Source organism: Cognataquiflexum rubidum (genome assembly GCF_022538115.1).
GTDB classification, from domain to species: Bacteria; Bacteroidota; Bacteroidia; order Cytophagales; family Cyclobacteriaceae; genus Cognataquiflexum; species Cognataquiflexum rubidum.
Genome location: NZ_JAKZAL010000001.1, coordinates 496,262 through 519,719 on the forward strand (window position 1 = coordinate 496,262; position 23,458 = coordinate 519,719).

Sequence of the window (23,458 nt, forward strand, 5' to 3'; positions counted from 1 at the left end):
ATTTTTTGTGAAGTTTACCTCGGTTGGATTTCTCCATTTTTAAACAATCTGAGGTCGGTTACTCGGGGGTGGGATGAAGCCATTTTGTATTTGACTTCGATACAAACTTAGATAGATTGCTTATTCATTGCAAATAATTTAACATTTATTATTTTTTATTACGAATTTGATAATAGAATAAAATAATTTTTAATGATTCAATAATTGCGTTTTATTTCTTCGGAATCGATGTCATTTAGTGCCGATATGTTGCATTTCTTAATTTAACCAAATAATATTTTTTTGTATATACATCTAAAAATATTTAAATATTCTACTCATTACTATCCAAAAAATAAAAAAAGAGCGTGGATTTGGCTCCATGCTCTTTCAAAATCAATCCCTATTGGGCTGGTTTTTTTGGTTTATTTCATACTCTTTCCGGCCTCAGCCAAGGACTTAGAATCAAAATTTCCAAGCAATTCGACGACCATTAAGTCCCCTCCTTTATCATTGAGAAGTACGACGACATCGCTGATCATCCTATCTCCTTTGGTGAAAATCAAAATTCCACTTCCCTTATCATTTGTTTCCATCATCAATTCGTATTTCTCTTTTTCCAACGCTTTATATAACGTTTTGAACTCCGCCTGACCTGTGGGACTATTTTCAGGAAGTTTGAATAGTTTGACCCTTTCAAGGGATTTGACGATACCTTCTACTTTGGCTTCATCCAATTTCACGTTGAATCCTTCAGCGAAATTCATAAAGTTGCCTCCTATGTCCATGTGAAAGAAATCCTCATTGGCTTTGTACTTTTGGTAAAGTGCATCCACACTTTTGCTTTGGGAATAGGCCATGTGTGCGAACATGGCAAGGAAGATAATCAAGGGTAGTTTTTTCATTGGTTTATGGTTTGTTTATTTCTTTTTATTTCCGCTTTTGTATTCTTTCATGCCAGGCATATTGGTCTTATCAGCGAGAATATTCAGGTCTTGGTAGGTAAAATTTCCCAACATACTCAGCAGGGTGAAACTTTCGCCGGAACCGGATATCATCAATAATTCTTTGACCAAACCATTTTCTTCCCTCACCATAAACTTGACATTGGAACCTTTGTCCGCCACGTCCATCAAGTCCTCATACTTGTTTTTATTAAGGGTGGCCATGGCTTCCTGGTAGAGATTTTTTCCGTTGGGAGTATCCGCAGATAAGATCCTGATTCCTCTCACTTTGGATATCAACTCCCCTAAATCCTCCGCCTCCTGATCTGATTCCTCGCTGGCGGATTTCAGAAATCCACCGGCCATCTGCATCATTTTTGGACTGATATACACCCTGGAAAAATTCTCATCCTCCATATATTTGGAAAAGAATTTGGTGATAGCATCATCCTGAGCCTGCACTCCTGATACCAAGAGGGTCATCATGATCATTGGAATTATTCTTTTTATCATTGTCTTTCTTCTTTAATATTGAAAATTTCTTGGGTCGTATTCAAATGCCTCATTTCCTCCATGGCACCGAGGCTTTCAGTTCCTTTTTGCATATTGGTTTGAATCAGGTTGAAAGCCTGCATCACTTGCTCAAAGGCCTCTCTTTCGGCTTTTTTCACTTGGTACCTATATATGACAGATCCCGCTGTGAGAAAAATAATGAACAAAGCTGCTATTTTAAGCCAATGAAATGTTGGCTTTTTAATCTTGTTTTTTAATTCAAATTCATTGGCCTGAATTGTGGAAACTCCGGCAATTCCCAAAAAGAACTTCTTTTCCTCTTCAAAGCCTTTCGCGTTTTGAAGAAGGTTTTTGATTTCTCTTTCTTCTTCAAGGGTAGTTTCGCCTTCCCAATATTTTTCCAACAATGAGCTTAACCTATTTTCCATTTTTCTGCTGCATCAAATAATCCTTCAATGTCTTTCTTGCCCTGTGTAAATTGACTTTCACCTGATCCAATGAAATTTCGAGGTACTCCCCGATTTCCTCATAAGTCAATCCTTCTACTTCCCTCAACTGAAATATTTCCCGTTGCTTTTCAGGAAGTGATTCCAAAAACCTGAAAACCATCTTCACCTCCTCACTTCTATCGTGACTTTCTTCTTCATTTGATTCAAAATCAAAATCTACTATGGAATCAAACTTTTTTGAGACCCGAAAGTGTTGAAGGCTTTCATTTTTCAGACTTCTCACCATCCATCCGGTAGGATTTTCCATTTTTTGAAGATCTTCCTTACGAAGCCATGCTTTTTCAAAAACAGCCTGCAATACGTCCTGAGCCACATCCCGGTCTTTGACCCAGAGGAAAGCCATTCGGTATAATTTGTTTTTTAGCGACCAGATGTGTGCTTCAAAAAAAGTCTTCATTCATGTAGATGATGATCGGGAAATTGGAATGTTACAGCAATTTGGAAAAAAAACTGAACTTTAGATTAAATTTAAATTAGACAAAAAATAGTATGCATGCCTACTATTTATTATTTTGCAATGCAAAGTTTCAATAAATGAAAACCAATCATGACCTTAAAAAACATCAATTGGGCATAAAAAAAGCCCTGAAATATTCAGGGCTTGTGGTGATAAGTGGACTCGAACCACCGACTCACGGATTTTCAGTCCGATGCTCTACCAACTGAGCTATATCACCGATTCCGTTAAAGTGATGCAAATGTAGGTAATTGAAACATTGATCCAAACCATTTGATTAAAAAAATTAGATTAAACACAACCCAAAAACGCTAATACAAACAATATGAGCATTTTACCCCAAGTAATTTTTCTCCTTGTTTTTGCGGTAGCAGGCTATATTCTTTTCAAAAGAATTAGCTTCCTCCGAAGAAACATTTTCCTAGGAAAAAGAGAGACTAGAAATGACCTCCCGGATCAACGATGGAAAACCATGCTATTGGTAGCATTTGGACAACAGAAAATGTTCAAAAAGTTTACTCCGGCTATTTTGCACTTGATGATATATGTGGCTTTTGTCATCATTAATCTAGAAGTGTTGGAATTTGTAATTGACGGGATATTCGGAACGCACAGGGTTTTTGCTCCTTTCCTAGGATCAGCCTATGGAGTGGCAATGAATATTTTTGAGTTTCTGGCCGTCGCCGTGTTGGTTTCTTGTGTTGCCTTTTTGATCAGGAGAAATGTCATGAAGGTCGAGCGCTTCACCAAACCTGAATTGAACGGTTGGCCTGCCATGGATGCCAATCTCATTCTGGTCATCGAAATCATTTTGATGTTTGCCATTCTCACCATGAATGCTACAGATCAAATCCTGGCTTCCCGCGGAGTTCCGCATTATACGCTATTGAATGGATTGTTTTTCAGCAGTTTCCTTCAGCCAATTTTTCAAGGAATGTCTGACAGCACTTTGGTATTTATTGAGCGGTTTGCTTGGTGGTTTCATATCGTAGGGATTTTGGCTTTCGCTGTTTATGTGACATATTCAAAGCATTTGCATATTTTCCTGGCATTCCCCAACACTTGGTATTCCAACCTCAAGCCCAAAGGTGAAATGAAAAATATGCCTGAGGTAACGAATGAAGTCAACATGATGCTCGGAATAGCTACTGAGACAAGCGCAGAACCCCCTGCCGAGATCGGAAGGTTTGGCGCCAAAGACATCAATGACCTCAGTTGGGTCAATGTCATGAATGCCTACAGCTGCACTGAGTGCGGTCGCTGTACAGCAGAGTGTCCTGCCAATATCACCGGCAAAAAACTTTCTCCTAGGAAAATCATGATGGATGTGAGGGACCGGGCAGAAGAAGTGGGGAAAAGCATGGACTCAAGTGGCCCTGGATTGGCAGACGGCAAATCCCTGCTTGGGGATTATATCAGCAAAGAAGAAATCAATGCCTGTACTTCCTGCAATGCGTGTGTTGAAGCTTGTCCGATCAATATAGATCCGCTGTCTATCATTCTCCAGATGAGAAGGTATGTATCCATGGAAGAATCCGCAGCGCCTGCACAGTGGAATGCCATGTTTCAGAATATGGAAACAGCCTTTTCCCCATGGAAATTTCCTCCTTCTGACAGGTTCAATTGGTCAGAAAAAGTAAAAAATGAAGAAATTAAAGAGATTTGAGACTAGAGATTTGAGATTTTACGCCATTAAGGTTTAAATATTCTTGAATCCCAAACAACTTGTTCAAATTTCCATTGCCCCATTTCACCACTTATCAATCAAAAATTCTAATTGAAATACGTTCTAGTAATTCATTCTTGATTTCAATGTCTTGTTTCTATGATCTCGTTTCTTGTTTCTAAGGTCTCATATCTCACATCTCAAGTCTCTTATCTATATCATGTCAACATATAAAGTACCAACTATGGCCGAAATGGCCTCTTCCGGGGAAACCCCAGAAATACTTTTTTGGGTAGGTTGTGCAGGTTCGTTCGATGAACGATACAAAGCCGTTACCCAAGCATTTGTCAAAATTTTGAATAAAGTCGGGGTGAGTTTTGCAGTACTCGGACCCGAAGAAGCGTGCACCGGTGACCCTGCGAGAAGGGCAGGAAATGAATTCCTGTTCCAGATGCAGGCAGTTTCCAATATTCAGGTAATGAATGCCTATGAAGTCAAAAAGGTGGTGACGGCTTGTCCCCATTGCTTCAATACCATCAAAAACGAATATCCTGCCCTTGGCGGAAACTATGATGTCATCCACCATTCCCAATTTCTCCAACAACTGATCAATGAAGGGAAGATCATCCTTCAAGGTGGCGGGGAGTTCAAAGGCAAGAAAATAACCTTTCACGATTCCTGTTATCTTGGGAGAGCAAATGATGTCTATGAAGCACCCCGTGATGTCATCAGGGCTCTGGATGTAGAACTTGTAGAAATGAAGCGCTGCAAGACCAAAGGACTGTGCTGTGGAGCCGGCGGTGCACAAATGTTTAAAGAACCCGAGCCCGGAAGGAAAGATATCAATGTAGAAAGGGCAGAAGAAGCTTTGGCAACAGGAGCTACCACCATAGCCGTTGGCTGTCCTTTTTGCCTGACGATGATGTCCGACGGTGTCAAGAATAAAGAGAAAGAAAATGAAGTAAAAGTCTATGACCTGGCAGAAATGCTGGCCAAGGACATGGGCATCTGATAATCCGAAAAATCTCCCTTAAAACCCCAAATTTAAAATTTGGGGTTTATTTTTGACTTTTGTTTGATTAAAAGAACCAATTTCTCAAAAATTACCGTTAGGTTAAAGAAATAAAAGCAGTCCTAAATACTTTGCTGTAAATGCTAACCGCCACAAATTATGTACAAGCCATTTGATCAGATGCCTGCGAATGCCAGAATCTGGACATATACCTCAAACAGAAGATTGGACAAAAGCGAATTGGAGATTCTATCTTCGAGACTGTCTGCTTTTTGCGAGCTATGGAATACGCATGGTGCATTGATGCCCACTTCCTTTGAAATCCGGTTTGATCAAGTTATCATTTTGGCAGTTGATGAAAGTCAGTTAGGAGCAAGTGGCTGCTCGATAGACTCTTCAGTCAGGGTTTTGAGGGACATCGAAAATGAATTGGACATCGACCTGCTCAATCAGGGGAAAGTTTCATTTATCAAAAGTGAAGGGGACTTGGAAGTAAATCCTATCCTCGGGATCAAATCAAAAGTAACAGAAGGAATCCTTCAGGCCGAAACAATCGTATTGAATCCTGTGGTGAAAAACAAGGCCGATTTGGAGAATAATTGGAAAATCAAGGCAAAAGAATCCTGGCTTAACAAATTCTTTGAGAATTAATTTTGATAAAAATCCTATATTTAAAACATTAAGAAAACATTCCAAAATAACTATGAAGCGAATTGCTTTATTTCTTGTTTTGATACCCATATTGCTAGGCGCTTGCACTAGCATGTACCAAAAAGGCCAAAACCAGTTTCAGTCAGGTGAATATCAAGTTGCTATCAACACTTTTTCGAAGATTCTTGAAAAAGAACCGGAAAACAAGCAGGCTAATTTTTATGTAGCAGAAAGCTATCGGCTATCCAACAGGATAGAAGAATCCAAAGCTTATTATGAAAAACTGGCTTCAGAAGAGGAAACTTACGAGACATTTTTCAGGCTAGGACAAAGTCTAAAAAGCCAAGGTGAATACGAACAGGCAACAGCCGCATTTGAAAAAGCCAAGGGACTGACCCTTGATGATAAAAACATTCAGCTTGTAGAGCTTGAACTGGCAAATCTCAAAAAGATCGGTGAAATCCAGAATTATTGGGAGTTTATGCAGGTGGAAAATTACAAGTTATTGAATACACCGCTTGCTGAATATTCTCCGGTTGTGAACGATGGATTCCTATATTTTACCAGCAACAGACAAAGCAGTGGCATATATGCTTCCACAGGGACGCCATTCATGAAGATGTTCCGCACAAGGGCTGAAGGAATCAAAGTCGATGTACAAAATGTGCAGCAGCTTCCCGAATTCCGCAATGAAGAAAACCTGAATCAAGGTTCTATGGCCGTCAGTCCTGATGGCAATACCCTGATCTACGCAAGGGCAAATTCAACTTCCGCAAAAGACCTTCCTGACGTTCATTTATTTGTTTCCTATTTCCGTGGCGGAGGATATACCCAACCGATTTGGATGCCTGTCAATGAAGATGAGTTTTATTATAATACCACACCAGCATTCAGTCCTGATGGAAATGAGCTTTATTTTGCTTCCAATAGACCGGACGGCAAAGGTGGCCAAGACCTCTACAAAGCCACTAAACTTGCCAACGGAGATTTTGGAAATGCAGTGAATATGGGAAACCAAATCAATACTCCGGGTAATGAAATGTTTCCTTACATCGCTTCAGACGGGAAGATATTTTTCGCTTCTGATGGTCACGCCGGTTTTGGGAAATTGGATCTCTTTGTAGCAGAAAGGACGGATAAGGGTTGGGAAGTGAAAAATCTAGGCTCAAACATTAATTCAGTGGCAGATGATTTTGGAATCTTTTTTTCAAAATATCCGACAGAAGGATTTCTTTCATCTAACCGTGAAGGAGGTTTGGGAGATGATGATATATACTATTTTGAAGACAAAACACCAAAACCAAAAATCGTCAACGTTTTCTTAAACGTGACCACCAAAGAGAAGAAAGACGACGGAACTGAGGTCATTTTGCCTCAGACCAGGGTAGTATTGTATGACGGAGCTAATAAAAATGTTGGTGGTGACTTTTCCAACCAAAACGGAAGGTTGAGATTTACGCTTGCTCCTAATGCAAACTTCTCCATTATTGCTTCCAAAAGCGGTTATTTCAGCAAGAGTATCACTTACTCCACAGTCGGCAAAACCCCAAGAACTGAGGACCTGATCCAAGAGGTAACCAATATTACACTTGACACCACAGTGGTATTGGATGCTTTGATTCTGGAAAGATCAATCGTACTAGAGAATATATACTATGACCTTGACAAAGCGGACATCCGTGCCGATGCAGCATTGGAGTTGGACAAACTGGTCAAGATCTTAAAAGACAATCCAAGCATCAGGATAGAATTGAGCTCGCATGCTGATGCAAGGGCCACAGATGAATACAACGATGCCTTGACCCAAAGAAGGGCTGAATCAGCAGTAGCTTACCTGGTTTCACAGGGAATAGATGCGAGCCGGTTAGTGGCTAAAGGCTATGGCAAGCGACAACTCATCATCGAAAATGCCCAAACAGAAGAAGAACATCAGACCAATAGAAGAACGGAATTCAAAGTAATTGAAATCAAGGAATAAAATATTTTGCAATAAGAATTACATTGACCTAAAAAAAAAAGGAGAGGGATGACCTCTCCTTTTTTCGTTTGTATAGGATTAATTACCTTTCCAATCAGGTAGATACTTAATCAAAATTTGAAATCATTTACACCCTTCTTTCCTTCGGGTGTCGATGATATAGGTGATTTTCCAACCTTCCGTGGTTTTGATCAATTGGAATGAATTGACCCCGCAGTGGCTGAAATTGTCATTGACATAAAATTCATAAGGTGTCCAAGCCGCTGCCATGTCCCCATCGACTTTAATCTGATAGTCAAGAATCCTTTCGTCCAATATCGTGGTGGCCGGAGAAGAACCAATCCTATTTACAAAATCCGCAACCGAATTAGAACCCAATTCTGATCCATTTTCACTTGATTTTACGGTCTGCATCGTCGCATCGGGATGGAAAGCTGCTTTTATCAAATCAGTATTTTTTGACTTCATTCCCTCAAACATCGAGGCTATCACTTGTCTGACTTCCTCATTTTGCTGCGCAAAAAGGGATGGAGAAAAAAGTGAAAATATAATCAGCGAGGCAATAAATAACCTTTTCATTTTTTCTTGATGCTTCCTCCTGTGCCTGTTTTGACATTAATCTCTGTTGGATTGCCGTCGTACACAATTTTGGCGGCAGTAGCCAAAGAACCGTTGATGGAAGATGTCGCCGTAAAACTGATGCTTGCTGTCGTATTGCCGAGCACATTCACATTTTCTGCAACAAGGTTCATCCCATCGATCTGCGCATTAGTATAGGCATTTGCTTCCAATTGGCCGACTTTCCCTTTGATAAAGATCCGGGAATTTGTGGCAGCTTCCAGGTTTAGCTTTTCAGCATCTACCATTGCTTCCAAATAAGCATTATTGGAAGAAGCCAAATAAGCCTCTTGGGCTTCAATTTTACTTTTGGCAACTACCTGTGCACTCGAGGTGGCTTCAATTCCCTGAATATCCACATAAGTCACTACCACTTTTACAGAATGGTTTCTATAATTACCCCTGGCAAGCCTCACTTCGAGTGCATCGCCCACCACTGAAGTCTCCACTTTTCCCACGTCTATCCCGCTTGCAGTGATATCTACTTTGTTCTCATCTCCTTTGACCAATTCTGCTTTGATAGAATTGGAAACTTTTACCACATTGAATTCCCTCAAAGGTCTGGAATCACTTTGAGTTTGTGCATTTGTAAATCCTACAAAAGCAATCAGGGCAATTAGAATGAGTTTAATCTTCTTTTTCATATTTAGTGTTAGGTTTAGATTCCTCCATATAATTTGAAAGTCATGTTTCGAAGCGATGGGTTATTGACTGCATAGTGCATTGCCTCGGCTATTTCGGCTGTCCCTACCCACTTCGTAAAGTCCGCATCAGGCATTGATTCTCTATTAGCCGGCGTATCAATGGTACTCGGTACAAAAACATGCGCCCTGATCTTAGTACTTTTGACATCCTCTGCCACATAATTGGCAAGTTCTACCACAAGTCTCTTACTCAAAGCATAAGCCACAACGTTTTTTGCATCTTCAGGTTGCAGGGCAGGCCTTGCTCCGACAAATAAAAAATCGCCAAAGTCAGCTTTTTTCATCAAAGGCAAAAAGTTTTTTACCATATTAAAAGCAGAATAAAAATTGAGTTTGATCATTTTATCCAAATTCTCAAGGCCTGTATGCTCAATGTCTCCCATGGCAAAACCTCCAACCAATAAGCAGATCGCATCCACCTCTCCATATTGCATGATATAATCATTTGCAAAGTCTTTGACCGCATGTTCATCTGTGACATCTACTTCATAGACATCGTCGGCTTCCTCTACCGTCTCTCCTGTACCGGGCAAAACTGTAGCAATCACTTTATATCCTTCCCGCTTAAATTTTTCAACGACTGCCTTGCCTAAGTTTCCTGCCGCGCCCGTTATAATTAAATTCCTTTCCATGAATCAAACTTTTTTTTGTTTCTATTACTTTTACCAAAATTAGCCTATATTTTTCTTTTCTATGGAAATACAAAAATCCCTGATCCAAACTATTGAGTCCAAAAAGAAAAGGGTCTTTATCCTGAAGCTGGTCATCTATCTGATATTCCTTCTAGGGGCAAAATTCATTCCTGAAGTCCAATTTTACCTTTCCAAATTTTCCGGCCTGAACAGTATCCACAGGGCAATCCTATTTTTATTGGGCGGCAATATCCTAATTTCACTCGGAAGAATATTCACGGCCCGCATTTACTTAAGGAAAACCATGGATGAAAAGGTTCACGGAAATTTCCTGATTGGCATAACCTGGATTTCGAATATACTCAATTCAGTGGTTTTTGTCATTGCTTTGATGCTAGCTTTTGATATCCAGCCCTTGGAATTTTTGACAAGCTTAACCATCGTTGCAGCGGCGATTGCCATTCTTACCAAAGATTATGTCAACAACATCATCAATGGTTTGATCATCATGTTCACTGATCAGTTTTCTCTCGGCGATACCATCAAAATCGGCGAAAACACAGGTGTCATTGAAGACATCACCCTTCTGAATGTAGTGATCAAAAAAGACGACGGATACAAAACCATTATCCCAAACAACCTTGTTCTTGGCGTTCAGGTGACCAATTTAAGCAGATTGGACCACAGAAAAGTCGATTTTCAAATGGAATTGCCTCATCATCTTAAATTCAACCTTGCGGAAATTGAATCAAATCTGATTGCAGGATTTGAAAAAAGGATCAAGAAAAAAGAGGTGGCCAATATTAAAGTGGAATTGATCGCCATTCAAAAGGAAGTGTTTACCATCAAAGTTTCGCTCGAATCCTCATTGACCAAAGAGAATCAAATTAAGTCCGAATTACATCAGTCGCTTTTAAATCTTTTGAATGAAAACTGAGAAGGAAAATTATTTTGACCTTGTTTATCAGGTTGTCCGTCTGATCCCAAAGGGAAGAGTAACTTCTTATGGGGTCATTGCCAATTACCTGGGGCTGAAAAGCGGCGCGAGGATGGTCGGCTATGCCATGAACGCCTGTCATGCCCAACCTGATGTACCCGCACATCGGGTCGTCAACAGAAATGGATTGCTGACCGGAAAGCACCATTTCTCTCCGCCCGAAAGAATGCAACAGCTTTTGGAATCCGAAGGAATCAGGATTGTGAATGATAAAATACAGGATTTCGAAAAACATTTCTGGAGTCCCAATGAAATAAAATTAGAAGATTAAATGCTCTTTTTTAAGGCATTTGAGCGTATTATTCGTTTTTTTCACAGATTTTTTACCCAGTTGGCACAAAAGTGTATGCTTTTTGCAATATCTATTCTAAAGCAATAGAATATGGAAACTGAACTGAAAAGCCACATCGCAGAAAATCTCCGCAAGCACAGGGTGCTGAGAGGCTACACCCAAGAATATATTGCCGAATACTTAGGCAAAAAAGATTATACGGCTTATTCCAGATATGAACAAGGCAGGTCTAACCTCAAAATGGAAGATGCTATCAGGCTCGCTGATTTGTATGAAGTGGATGTGCAGGAATTGATTTCAAAAATCCCAACCGTCAACCACGTACAAGACAACCATAAAAAACAAAGCGGTTTGGTTTCCATCCTAGTGGACCTCGACGGAAGTTCAGGAAAACTGGAAAGCAACATCCAAAGATTGAAGAAAATCAACGACCTGATCGCAAAACAGGAGCTTTGATTATTTTTTTCTAACAAGATATAATCCGGTAAACATGAGCAGGCCATTGAGGATCAAAACCTCAAAGCCAAACTTGTAGCCCCACAACAATTGCTGTGAATTTTGGCTGATGGCAAATGCCAACAGAGGCGCTGCCACAGCAAGATAGGGCACAAACCTGTCCCGGACTTCCCATTTGGTAAACAACCCAAATGCATATAACCCGAGCAGTGGACCATAGGTATATCCGGCTATGATGAAGACTGAGTTGATGACGCTTTGGTCATTGATCCACCTGAACATCAAAATCACAAAAAACATCAGGGCCGTAAAACCGATGTGGACCCTTTTTCTGACTTTCACCTGATCTTCTTTTTTATATTTTTTTTCTATTTCAAGAAAATCGTAACAAAAAGAAGTCGTCAAAGCAGTAAGCGTAGAATCAGCACTAGAATAGGCCGCTGCAGTAATGCCCAGTATAAAAACAATCCCAACAAAAGAGCTGAAATAGGTAGTGGCAAGCAAAGGGTATAAATCATCAGATTTGGTAGGAAGTGAAATCCCATTTGTCTCCGCATACAGGTACAGGAGGATTCCCAATGACAAAAAGAGCAAATTGACCACCACAAGGATAATGGTAAACCAGAACATATTTTTCTGAGCGTCTCCTATATTTCGGCAAGTCAGGTTTTTCTGCATCATGTCCTGATCCAATCCAGTCATCACGATGGTGATAAAAGCCCCCGATGCAAATTGTTTGAAAAAATTGGTACCTGACTTCCAGTCCCAATTGAATATTTCGGACCGTGGATCATCCGCAATGGTCCCCACAAATTCCGTGATAGTCAAAATCCCCAGGTCCTTTCCTATCAGGTAAATACTGATGACCACTGCAAGTAGCATAAATAGTGTCTGCAAAGTATCAGTCCAGACCACCGTTTTGATTCCACCGCGGTGTGTATACAGCCATATCAAGGATACTGTGATCAATACCGAGACCCAAAAGGGAATACCCCAATTGTCAAACAAGACCAATTGAAGTACGCCTGCCACAAGAAAGACTCTGATAGAAGATCCTAAAGTCCTGGACAAAATAAAGAAAAATGCACCCGTCTTATAAGACCAAAAGCCAAACCGTGCCTCCAGATAGGCATATATGGAAACAAGATTCAGCCTATAGTAAAGGGGCAGCAGAACCTTGGCGATCACAAAGTATCCCAAAGTATAGCCGAGAACAACCTGGAAATAATGAAAACTCGTATTGCCTACTTCTCCGGGGACTGAAATAAAAGTCACACCCGAAAGAGATGCTCCGATCATCCCAAAAGCAACCAAAAACCAAGGTGATTGTCTGTCTCCCGTAAAAAAAGTGTCAGTGGAAACATTTCTTGAAGTAAACCAAGATATCAAAAACAAGATCGCAAAATATGATGTTATGACGATTAGAACTAACTTTGGATCCATAGTGGCTTAAGGGTAGAATTCGCTAAATTGCCCATAATTATTAAATTTGCAAAATGAATTACCATACACAGGCATATCCCATGTTGGAAGAGGTCGAGGTCCTTTTGGAGGAACTGATTGACATAGACGAATGCGAATTGGTGGTGTTTAATGATGATATCAATACTTTTGAACACGTAGCCAAGATCCTCATCAAAGTATGTCAGCATACCCCTGAACAAGCCGAACAGTGCACGCTGATCATTCACTACAAAGGAAAATGTTCTGTCAAAAAAGGCAGCCGTACCAAATTGAAACCCATGTGCGAGGCGATTTTGGACGCAGGTATCCAAGCTGCCATCGTCTAACCCATCCGGAAAAGTGAATTTCCCCTCCAAACTGATTGAAGAAGCAGTCAATGAAATCAGCCGTCTGCCGGGAATAGGCAAAAAGACGGCGCTCAGACTTGCACTTCACCTCCTCAAGCAAAAAGAAAACGTCACCGAAGAGCTGACGCGGTCTTTGCTTTCCCTCAGAAAAGACATCAAGTATTGCAGCCTTTGTCACAACATATCCGATGCAGATGTATGCAGCATCTGTGCGGGAAGAAGAAGGGAAAGGAGTATCATCTGTGTGGTAGAAGACATTCCCGATGTACTTGCCATCGAAAACACCTCCCAATATAACGGTCTCTACCATGTCCTCGGGGGAGTGATTTCCCCCATTCAGGGCATCGGTCCGGATGACCTGAAGATCGAATCCCTGATCCAAAGGATCGCCCATACTCCGGAAAATGAAAAAGTAAAGGAAGTTATCCTTGCCTTGCCTGCCACTATGGAAGGCGATACCACCTCATTTTTCATTACCAGAAGGCTCAAGGAATTTGGCATCAAAGTCAGTACCATCGCCCGAGGGATTCCCATCGGCGGAGAATTGGAATATACCGATGAAGTGACCTTGGGAAGGAGTATCCTGACACGTGTAAATTATTCTGCCGAATAGCGATTTTCTTTTGTCTGATCCAAAAGCATTTCTATATTTGCAGACCAATTAAAAACGGGGGATTATCCCGATAGCTATCGGGATGGCTGGAGCACAAAAATTATTTTGATTTTAGAAATAAATAAAAGGGGGATTAGCTCAGCTGGCTAGAGCACTACGCTGGCAGTGTAGGGGTCATCGGTTCGAATCCGTTATCCTCCACCAAAGACTCACAGAAATGTGGGTCTTTTTTTTTGAATTTGAAGCCAAAAAGATTAAGGCACAAATAACCCCCTTCAATCCCTACTTCCTACAATTAGAGAAAATATTGTCCCTGAATTTCCTGTCGTCCTTGAGGATGTCAAAGTAGGCCGTCAGGAATTTCTTGGTGTTTTCCTGTTCATTGGGACTCAGACTTGGGGATAATTTGCCATAGGCCTCCCAAATATTGTTTTCGATCGAGAGGTAATATTCCCTTGTATTTTCAAACAAGCTTTCGTCCCTGCATACTCCCCAATAGTAGCGTTCGGTGACGGAATTGATCGGAATCAGGGGATTGACTACGGCATAGGGGGCATTGACCAATCCCGACATGTCAAAATCATAGCATAAGGGGATGTAGGATTTATCGGGTAGCTGCATGACGGCGATGTTATGTTGGACGACCGTGGACCAATCTGTATTACCGATCATAAACTGAAAAAAATCCTGCCTGATCGACACCGTATCCTTGAATCTGAAGGGATTCAACTGAATGTCTTTTTTCATGGTGGCCTCAAACCTATCTGCGATTTCGGAATCATCTTCGATGAGAAAAGCTTTGATCTCAAAAGTTTTTTCCTGCTTTCCGCTTTTGTCTGTGAGGGTGAGGTTTACCAATCTGGTATGGAAATGATAGGGAGAGACTTCTTCGTACATTTTGTAAATCATGTATTCTTTGATAGTCAGGTCGTCTGCCGTCTTGTTGTTTTGGCAAGGCATTACCAGTTTCAGGGTTTTGTTTCCTTTAAAAATAGTCCCTTCCCTTTCCTTTTTGTCTATCTTGATTTTTAGTGGGGTAAAGAAGCAATGGTCTTTTCTGAAGTTTCCCCTTGCAAACAGGTCAACCTTCAGCGAATCCCAATTGCCGGATTCGTCTTTAAAATGTAACCACTCCTGGGACACTGCCGTTTCTTTGTCCGACTTTTTGATGTCTTTGAATGAAAAACCCAACTTGAGGTCCAAGGGCGCTTCATCTCTGAAAAGCTTGGAAACATCTTCTTTCTTCTCCTCCTGTGAAAAGGAATCAAAAATGGGCACATGGAATACGAAAATCAAAAAAGTAAGGAAATACCAAGGTCTATACGTCTGACTTTTTGAAGCCTTTCTGCCCGAAAAGTGGGCAGGAATTTTGGCAGGTGACAATGCGGGTACTGAAAATGATTTTTCCATAAGTCTTTAATTTTTATAAAATAAGGTGAAAATCAAAAAGCACTTTCAACTCTTTATCAAATCAGGCGGACACTATCAAATGAATCAAAAACGTCAGGACACCTATTCCCAATCCCATGATGAAAACATTATAGGCATGCCCGAGGAGATTATATTTTCTATTCAATACCTTGCCCTGATAAAAAAGTGCAATGGACATTTGTTGGTTTATTTCCTCCTTTGAAGGAAGTATCCGGTCGATTTCTACTAGGTATTCTTCAAGGTTGTATGTGGCGCTTTCTCCAAAAAACAGCATGCTTGATTTTCCTTTTTCCTGTGTTTTTTGATTTTTGCCTATGATTTTTGGCTTGGCAGCCCGCACCGCTAATACGGTAGAAAAAAGGCAAGTGGAAAGCAACATCAAAATCGGGATGAGGGTCAAAGGTCCCTTCATATCCATCTGGTTGGAAATGGTCCCATAACCTGTGATGGCAATAATGGAGGAGATCACGAGGGCGTTGATGCTGATGATCATGTTTGCCTTGTTATCGGCGATTTGAAGCAGGTTACAGTTGTTTTTGAAAGTTACTCTATAAAAAGTCTGTCTTTCCCTTTCGGTTTTATCCTTCACTTTCTTTACCGGTATTATGTCTTCCATTGCTTGTTGTTTTGTCAATCCTGAATTTACAAAATTATTTTTCAACAAATCCAGCATTGGCTTCAATTTCCTTTTTTCAGGGCGCTATCCAGGAAACATCCCAACTCAAATCTTTTGATTTCATAATCACACGGAGATGCTCCAACCCATTCAGCTGCAGTGCTTCTATTTCTATCGGCCTGATTTGGATAAGGGTAAAATTGGAATCCGTCAAAGGTTCATTCCAAACAAAAGCCTCACCGGGATCCTGAATGGTAGCACCTGGGGCAAGGACCTGATTATATGCTTTTCGTGCATCTCCCTGGATTTTGGACCAAAATGTAGCCGTCAGCTCATCGTTTCTTTTGATTTCAGCCTTACCTAAAACCTTTACCTGAATCCTTTTGGCAGGATGGTAAAACAACAAGACCGCTTCAGGAAAGGAAATCAACTGCCCAACCTTGGAAGTGCGGGCATCGGTAAACAAATAAAAATTCAGTGCATCATCGACGGACCTCAGGACCACATACCGGGCATCTACTCCATTTTCAGATTTGGTCGCAAGTGTGACAAACCGAAAAGGATGTTTGGCGTCCAACGCTCCCCGGTGGAGTTCATGCTTGACAGATTGAAAAATTTCTTCCAATGAATTGTTTTGGCGGAAAAGCATGAGTTTTAGAAATTGGATCTACAAGTTAACACCCCTCAAAGGTATTGGTTTGGTGACCAAACAAAAAACCTGCACAGAATATGATTCCGTGCAGGTTTTAGTATTGTTAGTCGTTCATGATCAGCTATGTTACACCATTTCGGCATGCTCTACATTTTTGAAATAGACCTGATGCTCAGCATCCAAATCCACCAAAACTGCAGAATCGTTTTTGATATATCCTGACAAAATCTGTTTGGAGAGTTCGTTCAAGATCAGTTTTTGAATTGTTCTCTTCAGAGGTCTTGCACCAAAATTGGGATCAAAACCAACTTCTCCCAAATGATCCAAAACTTCTTGGGTGGCGTCAATTTCAATATTGGACTCAGCCAAGCGTTTCTGGATTTCTCTCCATTGGATATCCACGATTTTACGTATCACTTTTCGGGTTAGTGGTTCAAACATGATCGTCTCATCGATCCTATTGAGAAATTCGGGTCTCACAGATTTTTTGAGCAAATCATACACATCCGATTTGGTTTTTTCCATGATCTCCTCCTTGTTCCATTCTTCCATTTCGGCAAAACGCTCCTGAATCAGGTGTGAACCGATATTGGTAGTCAGGATGATAATCGTATTCTTGAAGTTGGCAATCCTTCCTTTGTTGTCAGTCAATCGCCCATCATCCAAAACCTGAAGAAGGATATTGAAAACATCAGGGTGTGCTTTTTCGATTTCGTCCAAAAGCACCACAGAATAGGGCTTTCTTCTTACCGCTTCGGTCAATTGACCGCCTTCATCGTAGCCAACATATCCAGGAGGTGCTCCCACCAAGCGGCTGACGGAGTGTCTTTCCTGGTATTCAGACATGTCAATTCTGACCATGGCATTGTCATCATTGAAGAGGTATTCTGCTAAGGCTTTCGCCAATTCGGTTTTTCCGACACCTGTAGTCCCCATAAAGATAAAGGAACCAATCGGCCTTCTAGGATCCTGCAAACCTGCCCTACTCCTTCTGACCGCGTCAGACAAAGCAACGATGGCTTCCTTTTGACCTGCCACTCTTTTTCCGAGCTCATCTTCTAAATGAAGCAATTTCTCTCTTTCACTTTGGATCATTTTGGACAAAGGAATCCCGGTCCATTTGGAGACCACTGCAGCAATATCTTCATTGTCGACTTCTTCTTTCAAGAGTGGGGAACCTTGTTGCATTTCCTCGAGCTGAAATTTAAAGCCATTCAGTTTCTTTTCAGATTCAACGATTTTCCCATACCTGATTTCGGCGACTTTTCCGAAATCCCCTGCTCTTTCCGCCTGTTCAGCTTCGAGTTTCAGTTTGTCAATGTTCTCTTTTTCATTTCTGATACCGACGATCACCGCCTTTTCACTTTCCCACTTGGCTTTGACATTTTGTCTTTTTTCCGAAAGCTCCGCTATTTCTTTGCTCAGAACAGTTTCTTTGTCTTTGTTATTCTCCCTTCGGATAGCTTCTCTTTCGATCTCAAGCTGCATGATTCTCCGATTGAGTTCGTCGAGTTCCTGTGGAAGGGAATCTATTTCCATTCTCAGTTTTGCCGCAGCCTCATCCATCAAGTCAATTGCTTTGTCAGGAAGAAACCTGTCAGAAATATACCTTTGGGAAAGCTCAACTGCAGCGATTACCGCATCGTCTTTGATCCTGACACCGTGGTGAAGTTCATATTTATCCTTGATACCCCTCAGGATGGAAATCGCATCAGCAGCATCAGGTTCGTCCACCATCACAGCTTGGAATCTTCTTTCAAGAGCTTTGTCTTTCTCTATGTATTTTTGATATTCCTTCAAGGTAGTTGCGCCAATGGCATGCAATTCTCCTCTAGCCAAAGCCGGTTTCAATAGGTTAGCTGCGTCCATCGCACCTTCTCCGCCTCCACCTGCTCCGATGAGGGTATGAATCTCATCGATAAAAAGGAGGATTTCACCTTCGGAGTCTGTGACTTCTTTGATGACTGCCTTCAGTCTTTCCTCAAATTCACCTTTGTACTTCGCTCCCGCCACAAGTAATCCCATGTCTAGGGAGATCAATGTCTTGGATTTGAGATTTTCCGGAACGTCTCCGCTGACGATCCTTTGTGCCAAACCTTCCACGATGGCAGTTTTTCCCACACCGGGTTCTCCGAGGAGAATCGGATTGTTTTTTGTCCTTCTTGCCAAAATCTGCAAGACCCTTCTGATCTCTTCATCCCTGCCGATGACCGGATCAATCTTTCCCTTTTTGGCAAGTTCATTCAGGTTTTTGGAGTATTTCTCCAAAGCCCGATATTTAGATTCTGCGTTTTGGTCAGTCACTTTATTTCCTTTTCTAAGTTCCTTGATTGATTCGATGAGCGGTTTTTCTGATAAGCCATTGTCTTTTAGCAGCTGGGAGGTTTTATCTGATCCGGCCAAGATCGCCAACAGCAAGTGTTCGATGGCCACGAACTCATCCCCGAAGTTTTTGAGAAAATCTTTCGCTTTGGCCAAAACCTGATTGGAAGCATTGGAAAGATAAGGCTGTTGCCCGCTTACTTTGGGAAATGACCTGATAATGTCATCTGTTTTTTGTGCGATTAATCCTTTGTTGACATTCAGTTTTTTAAACAAAAAGTCAGTGACATTTTCGTCTTCCGAAAATATCCCTTTCAGGATATGCGCAGGCTCGATGGCTTGCTGCTGTTCGGCCATGGCAAGCTCGGCAGCCTTTTGGATAGCTTCCTGGGATTTTATGGTGTATTGTTTAAAGTCCATTTTACAGTTGGTTAGGTTGGTTCTATTCTTTTCTTTTATGGATTTACGCTTCTTTGACAGTAACCTTATATTCTTCTTCAGTAGGGCCCGCTATCGGGACGAAGACGGAAGACCCCCGCCTGCCGTCGGGCAGGGATGTACAGGGCCTTTCAGTCCGAAGACAAGTATTTAAATGGATATCCAATCTACTATCATAATTGTGTGCATACATTTATTCTTTCTAATTTCCCTGATTTGTAATCATTTGTAATGAATCAAATCTTTATCCAAAGCAGAAAAGAGTGAAAAATCGGAAAATATGTCTTTAAATTCCTATCCCAATTTGGTCAAATAAGGACTTTTTGTCATGAAATCGATGATTTTAAGGAAAAAAAATCCTATTTTGAGAAGAAGAAATGCCGATCAAATCGAAATCGGTATCTCTGCATAAAATGTTACCCTATTCCCCAAGGATTTAAAAAAACAAGTTCAAAATTAAGACTATTACAAATCCCCTTTTACTTGAATTTTAAAATCAAATTTTAAGTTATACAACACAATAATTTTACAAATTTTAATTTCACCGAATATCGTTTTTTTAAGATGGTAAAAGAATTATTTTTACTATGTTTAATTGATTGAAACGCAATAAATCTATAAACGCTCCCTTTTGAACTTAAGCATTTTATGAACCTTCAATTTTCATTTAATCCCTTTGCCACTCCCATATTTCTGACAAGTTTGCTGTTTGTTGTATTGGCATTTTTTTCCTTTAACAAAAACAACCAGCACGGAGAGCGGTATTTTTCTTACTTTCTTTTGAGCTGCTTTTTATACACTTTTTTCTATGGAATTGAGTTGCTTTCTGTCACTCCTGAAGGAATCAAACTGTTCTATATTCTGGAATATATTGGGGGTGCGTTCGTTACTCCATTTTTGTTTCTCTTTGTTTTGAAGTATAGTGACCGCGCCAAATTCATCAATAAAAACTGGCTCGTATTGATCTTTGGGATTTCAGCATTTTTTCTCTTGATGGTATTTACCAATGATTTCCACCACCTTTTTTACAAAGAAATTTCGGCTTCTGATAATTCGTATTTTATGGCTGTTTCCCTCGACCGGGGGATATTGCATTGGATGTATGCGAGTTACAATTCGATTTTGATCATATTCTCCAACCTATTGCTTTTCAGAATGCTTTTTTCGATTCCTGAGATATACAGGGGTCAGGTACTGATTATGCTATTTGGGACGTTGATTCCATGGATTGCTTATTTGTTTGTGGTTTTTGGTTTCTATCCTTTTGGCCTCGACCCTGTCCCTTTTTGCCTCGCTATAAGTGGTGTTACTTTGTTTTGGGCCTTGTTCCAATACCAATTGTTCCGTGCCAATCCGATTGCCTTCAAAACAATCTTTGAAAACATTTCTGATGGAATCTTAATCCTCGACAGGATGGGGGATGTGGTGGCGATGAACTATACCGCGAGAAAGTTTTTCTCGAAGTTGAGTCCCCAGAAAATCTATAAAAAGGACCAGTTGATCGGAATTTCTCAGGAATTTGAAACCCTCTTCCTTTCAAATTCTCCAAATACGAGGATTGAAATGGTTAATCCTTTAGACAAAAAAATCTTTGAGATTTTTCTTAAAAATATAGACAAAGATTCTCTTGACCTTGAAACACCAAATTTTCAATACCTGTTTTTCCGCGATATCACCGAACAGAAATCCACAGAGGAATTCATCAAGGCCAATGAACTGAAGCTGCAAAATGTCAACAGCAACTTGGTCAGAAATGAGAAAATGCTGACTTCGATCGCATTTGCTACTAAAGAATTACTTTCCAACCATGATTTTGCTACTGCTACCCAGAAGGCCATCACACTGCTTGGTGACGGTGCAGGCGTGGACAGGGCTTATCTTTTTGAAAACAGTCTGGACGAAAACGGGAATATTTTAAGTTCACAGAGATTTGAGTGGAGTGCGCTGGGTGTACCGGCCGAAATCGACAACCCAAATCTACAGGGTTTGCCTATTGGGCTTTTTGGGGAAGGATCGAGGGTAATGGCCCAAAACAACCTTTATCAGTCGATCGTGGATCAAATGGAAGATGACCCCGAATTGAAAGAACTTTTGCAGAGTCAGGACATCAAATCCATCCTTCTCATTCCTATTTATGTTGAAGATTATTTTTGGGGATTTGTGGGATTTGATGATTGTACCAACGAAAGAAAATGGAGTGAGGCGGAAACTGCCTTGCTCATAAGCTTTGCAGACAGTATCTCCAATGCCATCGAAAGGAAAAACATGGAGAAAAACCTGGTCAAATCCATGGAAGCCGCAAATGAGGCGAGTATCGCCAAATCTGAATTCTTGGCCAATATGAGCCATGAGATCCGTACTCCTTTAAATGGCGTCATTGGATTTTCGGATTTATTGATGAAAACCAATCTAGACGAAAACCAAAAAGGGTTTTTGCAATCCATCCTCCAGTCGGGAACCCTCCTTCTGGATTTGATCAATGACATTCTGGATTTTTCAAAAATTGAAGCCGGTAAACTTGAAATGAGTCCCGAGTGGGTCGATATCAATGACCTACTGACTGATACATTAAAGATTATTCAGCCTACCACCAATGAAAAAAACCTCAAGCTCAACCTCAAACTGGATGACAAACTTCCAAAATCCGTTTATGTAGACTCCACCAGAATCAAGCAGATACTGATTAACCTGCTGAGCAATGCCGGGAAGTTTACCCATCAGGGCCATATTGACTTGGCTGTCAAAGTGGAAGGGCCGGTATCCCAAAATGGATTGATGCCATTGGTATTTTCGGTTGAAGATACCGGTATAGGGATTTCAAAAGAAAAGGAACGAACCATTTTCGAAGCTTTTGCCCAAGAAGACAATTCCACTACCAGGAAATATGGTGGAACCGGACTTGGCCTGACCATATGCAGCAAATTATTGGAGCTGATGGAAAGCAAACTTGAGCTTCAGACTACTTTGGGAAAAGGAAGCAAGTTCTTCTTTAAACTAGACCTGCCCGTATCTGAAGAAGTGGTGATTCAAAAAACCGAACAGAAAATGAATGGAAGTAGTCATCCTTCTCATTCAAACAAGCAGAAAGGTTCCAACACGGTTTTCAAGATTTTGCTTGTGGATGACAACCCGGTCAACATGCTTCTTGCCAAAGCCATTGTGAAAAAACTCTTGCCAAACTCGGTGGTTTTTGAGGCATTCAATGGTCTTGAAGCATTGGAGGAATACAAAAAGGAAAAACCCGACTTGATTTTTATGGATATCCAAATGCCCGAGATGAGCGGCTATGAGGCTACAAGGGAAATCAGGAAAATTGAAACGGATGTCCATACACCTATTGTTGCGCTGACTGCCGGTACCGTAAAAGGAGAGTATCAAAGATGCTTGGAGGCCGGAATGGATGACTACCTTAGTAAACCTGTATTGGTGTCGGATATCTCAGGAATGATCGAAAAACACCTGGATTCCACCACAAACACTTCTCAAGTCATTGCCTCTTCCAAATTTGAGGAATACAGGCTCTCGGATCCGGAGTTTTACAAGGAATTACTTGAAGTCAGTATCTCCAATATAGAAAAATTACAATCCACCTTGGTCAGCCACATGGAAAGCGGGAACCTTCATGGCGTCAAACAAACCGGTCATGCCCTCAAAGGTGTCGGCCTCAATCTTGATTTCAAAGACCTTGTATCTACTTCTTCTAAGACAGAATTGTTGACTGCTCTTGATGAGGAAAATAAATCTGTGGTCAATGAGACTATCCAAGAGGTTTCAAAAATTCTCGGTGGTCTAAAAGCCGAGTGGGATTCCATCAAAAATTAAAATAGAAGCCATAAAAAAAGTGAAGGATTATTCCTTCACTTCTTCATAATCGATATAGTCACCGCCTTTGATTTCTTTTGACCTCTTTTGTTCGTATTCTTTTGGAATGTGGTCAACATTAACATTTGCTCCCGGCGGTTTTCTCCTCCTGTCATCTTCCCGCTTTAGGTCATTGGCATGGTCTACAAACTGCTTGAGTTTACTTTTTACAAAAAACTGAAGCAACTTGGAGAATATCCAAGAAAGGGCAATTGCAATTAGAAGAAATTTGAAAATAAATCCCATTTTAAGATGTGAGATGTGAGACAAAAGACGTGAGACAATCTAGTGTCTCAGGTCTTTTGT

General features: G+C 40.8%; 23 protein-coding genes and 2 tRNA genes. 11 read left to right on the forward strand and 14 right to left on the reverse strand.

Going from position 1 to position 23,458, the window contains the following annotated elements:
- Positions 1-404: 404 nt before the first annotated feature.
- The 5 genes from MMU05_RS02145 to MMU05_RS02165 form a co-directional block, all read right to left on the reverse strand.
- Positions 405-884 (reverse strand): DUF4252 domain-containing protein, encoded by a 480-nt coding sequence (locus tag MMU05_RS02145; protein WP_241140009.1) that lies wholly within the window; start codon positions 882-884, stop codon positions 405-407.
- 15 nt (positions 885-899) lie between these two features.
- The gene (locus MMU05_RS02150; protein WP_241140010.1) at positions 900-1,436 is read right to left on the reverse strand and encodes a DUF4252 domain-containing protein; all 537 of its coding nucleotides are present in this window, start codon (positions 1,434-1,436) and stop codon (positions 900-902) included.
- Entirely contained in the window at positions 1,433-1,864 is a 432-nt protein-coding gene (locus MMU05_RS02155; RefSeq protein ID WP_241140011.1) for a hypothetical protein, read from the reverse strand. Before MMU05_RS02155 ends, MMU05_RS02150 begins: the two co-directional genes overlap by 4 nt.
- On the reverse strand, positions 1,854-2,342 hold the full coding sequence (locus MMU05_RS02160; RefSeq protein WP_241140012.1) for an RNA polymerase sigma factor: 489 nt from the start codon (positions 2,340-2,342) through the stop codon (positions 1,854-1,856). The genes MMU05_RS02155 and MMU05_RS02160 overlap by 11 nt, the downstream gene beginning before the upstream one ends.
- A 207-nt stretch (positions 2,343-2,549) precedes the next feature.
- Positions 2,550-2,622 (reverse strand) — tRNA-Phe (locus tag MMU05_RS02165).
- A 105-nt stretch (positions 2,623-2,727) separates the two neighbouring features.
- Here MMU05_RS02165 and MMU05_RS02170 point away from each other — a divergent pair.
- The 4 genes from MMU05_RS02170 to MMU05_RS02185 all read left to right on the forward strand — a co-directional run bounded on the left by MMU05_RS02170 (position 2,728) and on the right by MMU05_RS02185 (position 7,709).
- Positions 2,728-4,068 carry a 4Fe-4S dicluster domain-containing protein gene (locus MMU05_RS02170; RefSeq protein ID WP_241140013.1) on the forward strand — a complete coding sequence of 447 codons (1,341 nt, stop codon included), beginning with the start codon at positions 2,728-2,730 and terminating at the stop codon, positions 4,066-4,068.
- 220 nt (positions 4,069-4,288) lie between these two features.
- Positions 4,289-5,080 carry a (Fe-S)-binding protein gene (locus MMU05_RS02175; protein WP_241140014.1) on the forward strand — a complete coding sequence of 264 codons (792 nt, stop codon included), beginning with the start codon at positions 4,289-4,291 and terminating at the stop codon, positions 5,078-5,080.
- A 159-nt stretch (positions 5,081-5,239) separates the two neighbouring features.
- Positions 5,240-5,731: a hypothetical protein gene (locus MMU05_RS02180; protein ID WP_241140015.1), complete on the forward strand. Its 492-nt coding sequence runs from the start codon at positions 5,240-5,242 to the stop codon at positions 5,729-5,731.
- 52 nt (positions 5,732-5,783) lie between these two features.
- On the forward strand, positions 5,784-7,709 hold the full coding sequence (locus MMU05_RS02185; RefSeq protein ID WP_241140016.1) for a CHU_0125 family OmpA-like outer membrane integrity protein: 1,926 nt from the start codon (positions 5,784-5,786) through the stop codon (positions 7,707-7,709).
- A gap of 123 nt (positions 7,710-7,832) precedes the next feature.
- On the opposite strand, the gene MMU05_RS02190 is transcribed toward MMU05_RS02185, so the two are convergent.
- The 3 genes from MMU05_RS02190 to MMU05_RS02200 are packed head-to-tail and all read right to left on the reverse strand — an operon-like array spanning position 7,833 to position 9,663.
- The gene (locus MMU05_RS02190) at positions 7,833-8,288 is read right to left on the reverse strand and encodes a nuclear transport factor 2 family protein (RefSeq protein ID WP_241140017.1); all 456 of its coding nucleotides are present in this window, start codon (positions 8,286-8,288) and stop codon (positions 7,833-7,835) included.
- Positions 8,285-8,971: a head GIN domain-containing protein gene (locus MMU05_RS02195; protein ID WP_241140018.1), complete on the reverse strand. Its 687-nt coding sequence runs from the start codon at positions 8,969-8,971 to the stop codon at positions 8,285-8,287. Before MMU05_RS02195 ends, MMU05_RS02190 begins: the two co-directional genes overlap by 4 nt.
- A 14-nt stretch (positions 8,972-8,985) precedes the next feature.
- The gene (locus MMU05_RS02200) at positions 8,986-9,663 is read right to left on the reverse strand and encodes an SDR family NAD(P)-dependent oxidoreductase (protein ID WP_241140019.1); all 678 of its coding nucleotides are present in this window, start codon (positions 9,661-9,663) and stop codon (positions 8,986-8,988) included.
- Positions 9,664-9,724: 61 nt separating this feature from the next.
- On the opposite strand from MMU05_RS02200, the gene MMU05_RS02205 reads away from it, so the two are divergent.
- The 3 genes from MMU05_RS02205 (at position 9,725) to MMU05_RS02215 (ending at position 11,408) form a co-directional block, all read left to right on the forward strand.
- The gene (locus MMU05_RS02205; protein ID WP_241140020.1) at positions 9,725-10,600 is read left to right on the forward strand and encodes a mechanosensitive ion channel family protein; all 876 of its coding nucleotides are present in this window, start codon (positions 9,725-9,727) and stop codon (positions 10,598-10,600) included.
- Positions 10,590-10,931, forward strand: coding sequence for an MGMT family protein (locus MMU05_RS02210; RefSeq protein WP_241140021.1), 342 nt, complete (start codon positions 10,590-10,592; stop codon positions 10,929-10,931). Before MMU05_RS02205 ends, MMU05_RS02210 begins: the two co-directional genes overlap by 11 nt.
- A gap of 111 nt (positions 10,932-11,042) precedes the next feature.
- Positions 11,043-11,408 carry a helix-turn-helix domain-containing protein gene (locus MMU05_RS02215; RefSeq protein ID WP_241140022.1) on the forward strand — a complete coding sequence of 122 codons (366 nt, stop codon included), beginning with the start codon at positions 11,043-11,045 and terminating at the stop codon, positions 11,406-11,408.
- Here MMU05_RS02215 and MMU05_RS02220 read toward each other — a convergent pair whose 3' ends face one another.
- Positions 11,409-12,851, reverse strand: a complete 1,443-nt coding sequence (locus tag MMU05_RS02220; RefSeq protein WP_241140023.1) for a sodium:solute symporter — start codon at positions 12,849-12,851, stop codon at positions 11,409-11,411.
- 53 nt (positions 12,852-12,904) lie between these two features.
- Between MMU05_RS02220 and MMU05_RS02225 the strand changes: the two genes are divergently transcribed.
- The 3 genes from MMU05_RS02225 (at position 12,905) to MMU05_RS02235 (ending at position 14,036) form a co-directional block, all read left to right on the forward strand.
- The gene (locus MMU05_RS02225; protein ID WP_113923905.1) at positions 12,905-13,198 is read left to right on the forward strand and encodes an ATP-dependent Clp protease adaptor ClpS; all 294 of its coding nucleotides are present in this window, start codon (positions 12,905-12,907) and stop codon (positions 13,196-13,198) included.
- A gap of 13 nt (positions 13,199-13,211) precedes the next feature.
- On the forward strand, positions 13,212-13,832 hold the full coding sequence (recR, locus tag MMU05_RS02230; protein WP_241140024.1) for a recombination mediator RecR: 621 nt from the start codon (positions 13,212-13,214) through the stop codon (positions 13,830-13,832).
- Between the two features lie 127 nt (positions 13,833-13,959).
- A tRNA-Ala gene (locus MMU05_RS02235) sits at positions 13,960-14,036 on the forward strand.
- Positions 14,037-14,114: 78 nt separating this feature from the next.
- On the opposite strand, the gene MMU05_RS02240 is transcribed toward MMU05_RS02235, so the two are convergent.
- The 4 genes from MMU05_RS02240 to clpB all read right to left on the reverse strand — a co-directional run bounded on the left by MMU05_RS02240 (position 14,115) and on the right by clpB (position 19,273).
- Positions 14,115-15,242, reverse strand: coding sequence for a hypothetical protein (locus MMU05_RS02240; RefSeq protein ID WP_241140025.1), 1,128 nt, complete (start codon positions 15,240-15,242; stop codon positions 14,115-14,117).
- Between the two features lie 61 nt (positions 15,243-15,303).
- The gene (locus tag MMU05_RS02245) at positions 15,304-15,879 is read right to left on the reverse strand and encodes a Pycsar system effector family protein (protein WP_241140026.1); all 576 of its coding nucleotides are present in this window, start codon (positions 15,877-15,879) and stop codon (positions 15,304-15,306) included.
- Between the two features lie 76 nt (positions 15,880-15,955).
- Complete coding sequence (locus MMU05_RS02250; RefSeq protein WP_241140027.1) at positions 15,956-16,528, reverse strand: pyridoxamine 5'-phosphate oxidase family protein; 573 nt, start codon at positions 16,526-16,528, stop codon at positions 15,956-15,958.
- 129 nt (positions 16,529-16,657) lie between these two features.
- Positions 16,658-19,273 (reverse strand): ATP-dependent chaperone ClpB, encoded by a 2,616-nt coding sequence (gene clpB, locus MMU05_RS02255; protein WP_241140028.1) that lies wholly within the window; start codon positions 19,271-19,273, stop codon positions 16,658-16,660.
- A 666-nt stretch (positions 19,274-19,939) separates the two neighbouring features.
- Here clpB and MMU05_RS02260 point away from each other — a divergent pair.
- Positions 19,940-23,113, forward strand: coding sequence for a histidine kinase N-terminal 7TM domain-containing protein (locus tag MMU05_RS02260; RefSeq protein ID WP_241140029.1), 3,174 nt, complete (start codon positions 19,940-19,942; stop codon positions 23,111-23,113).
- Positions 23,114-23,140: 27 nt separating this feature from the next.
- Here MMU05_RS02260 and MMU05_RS02265 read toward each other — a convergent pair whose 3' ends face one another.
- Positions 23,141-23,398, reverse strand: a complete 258-nt coding sequence (locus MMU05_RS02265; RefSeq protein ID WP_241140030.1) for a DUF4834 family protein — start codon at positions 23,396-23,398, stop codon at positions 23,141-23,143.
- Between the last annotated feature and the right edge of the window lie 60 nt (positions 23,399-23,458).

Coding starts and splice junctions, on each gene's coding strand:
- MMU05_RS02145 (WP_241140009.1), bottom strand. CDS start 884: ATGAAAAAACTACCCTTGATTATCTTCCTTGCCATGTTCGCACACATG.
- MMU05_RS02150 (WP_241140010.1), bottom strand. CDS start 1,436: ATGATAAAAAGAATAATTCCAATGATCATGATGACCCTCTTGGTATCA.
- MMU05_RS02155 (WP_241140011.1), bottom strand. CDS start 1,864: ATGGAAAATAGGTTAAGCTCATTGTTGGAAAAATATTGGGAAGGCGAA.
- MMU05_RS02160 (WP_241140012.1), bottom strand. CDS start 2,342: ATGAAGACTTTTTTTGAAGCACACATCTGGTCGCTAAAAAACAAATTA.
- MMU05_RS02170 (WP_241140013.1), top strand. CDS start 2,728: ATGAGCATTTTACCCCAAGTAATTTTTCTCCTTGTTTTTGCGGTAGCA.
- MMU05_RS02175 (WP_241140014.1), top strand. CDS start 4,289: ATGTCAACATATAAAGTACCAACTATGGCCGAAATGGCCTCTTCCGGG.
- MMU05_RS02180 (WP_241140015.1), top strand. CDS start 5,240: ATGTACAAGCCATTTGATCAGATGCCTGCGAATGCCAGAATCTGGACA.
- MMU05_RS02185 (WP_241140016.1), top strand. CDS start 5,784: ATGAAGCGAATTGCTTTATTTCTTGTTTTGATACCCATATTGCTAGGC.
- MMU05_RS02190 (WP_241140017.1), bottom strand. CDS start 8,288: ATGAAAAGGTTATTTATTGCCTCGCTGATTATATTTTCACTTTTTTCT.
- MMU05_RS02195 (WP_241140018.1), bottom strand. CDS start 8,971: ATGAAAAAGAAGATTAAACTCATTCTAATTGCCCTGATTGCTTTTGTA.
- MMU05_RS02200 (WP_241140019.1), bottom strand. CDS start 9,663: ATGGAAAGGAATTTAATTATAACGGGCGCGGCAGGAAACTTAGGCAAG.
- MMU05_RS02205 (WP_241140020.1), top strand. CDS start 9,725: ATGGAAATACAAAAATCCCTGATCCAAACTATTGAGTCCAAAAAGAAA.
- MMU05_RS02210 (WP_241140021.1), top strand. CDS start 10,590: ATGAAAACTGAGAAGGAAAATTATTTTGACCTTGTTTATCAGGTTGTC.
- MMU05_RS02215 (WP_241140022.1), top strand. CDS start 11,043: ATGGAAACTGAACTGAAAAGCCACATCGCAGAAAATCTCCGCAAGCAC.
- MMU05_RS02220 (WP_241140023.1), bottom strand. CDS start 12,851: ATGGATCCAAAGTTAGTTCTAATCGTCATAACATCATATTTTGCGATC.
- MMU05_RS02225 (WP_113923905.1), top strand. CDS start 12,905: ATGAATTACCATACACAGGCATATCCCATGTTGGAAGAGGTCGAGGTC.
- MMU05_RS02240 (WP_241140025.1), bottom strand. CDS start 15,242: ATGGAAAAATCATTTTCAGTACCCGCATTGTCACCTGCCAAAATTCCT.
- MMU05_RS02245 (WP_241140026.1), bottom strand. CDS start 15,879: ATGGAAGACATAATACCGGTAAAGAAAGTGAAGGATAAAACCGAAAGG.
- MMU05_RS02250 (WP_241140027.1), bottom strand. CDS start 16,528: ATGCTTTTCCGCCAAAACAATTCATTGGAAGAAATTTTTCAATCTGTC.
- clpB (WP_241140028.1), bottom strand. CDS start 19,273: ATGGACTTTAAACAATACACCATAAAATCCCAGGAAGCTATCCAAAAG.
- MMU05_RS02260 (WP_241140029.1), top strand. CDS start 19,940: ATGAACCTTCAATTTTCATTTAATCCCTTTGCCACTCCCATATTTCTG.
- MMU05_RS02265 (WP_241140030.1), bottom strand. CDS start 23,398: ATGGGATTTATTTTCAAATTTCTTCTAATTGCAATTGCCCTTTCTTGG.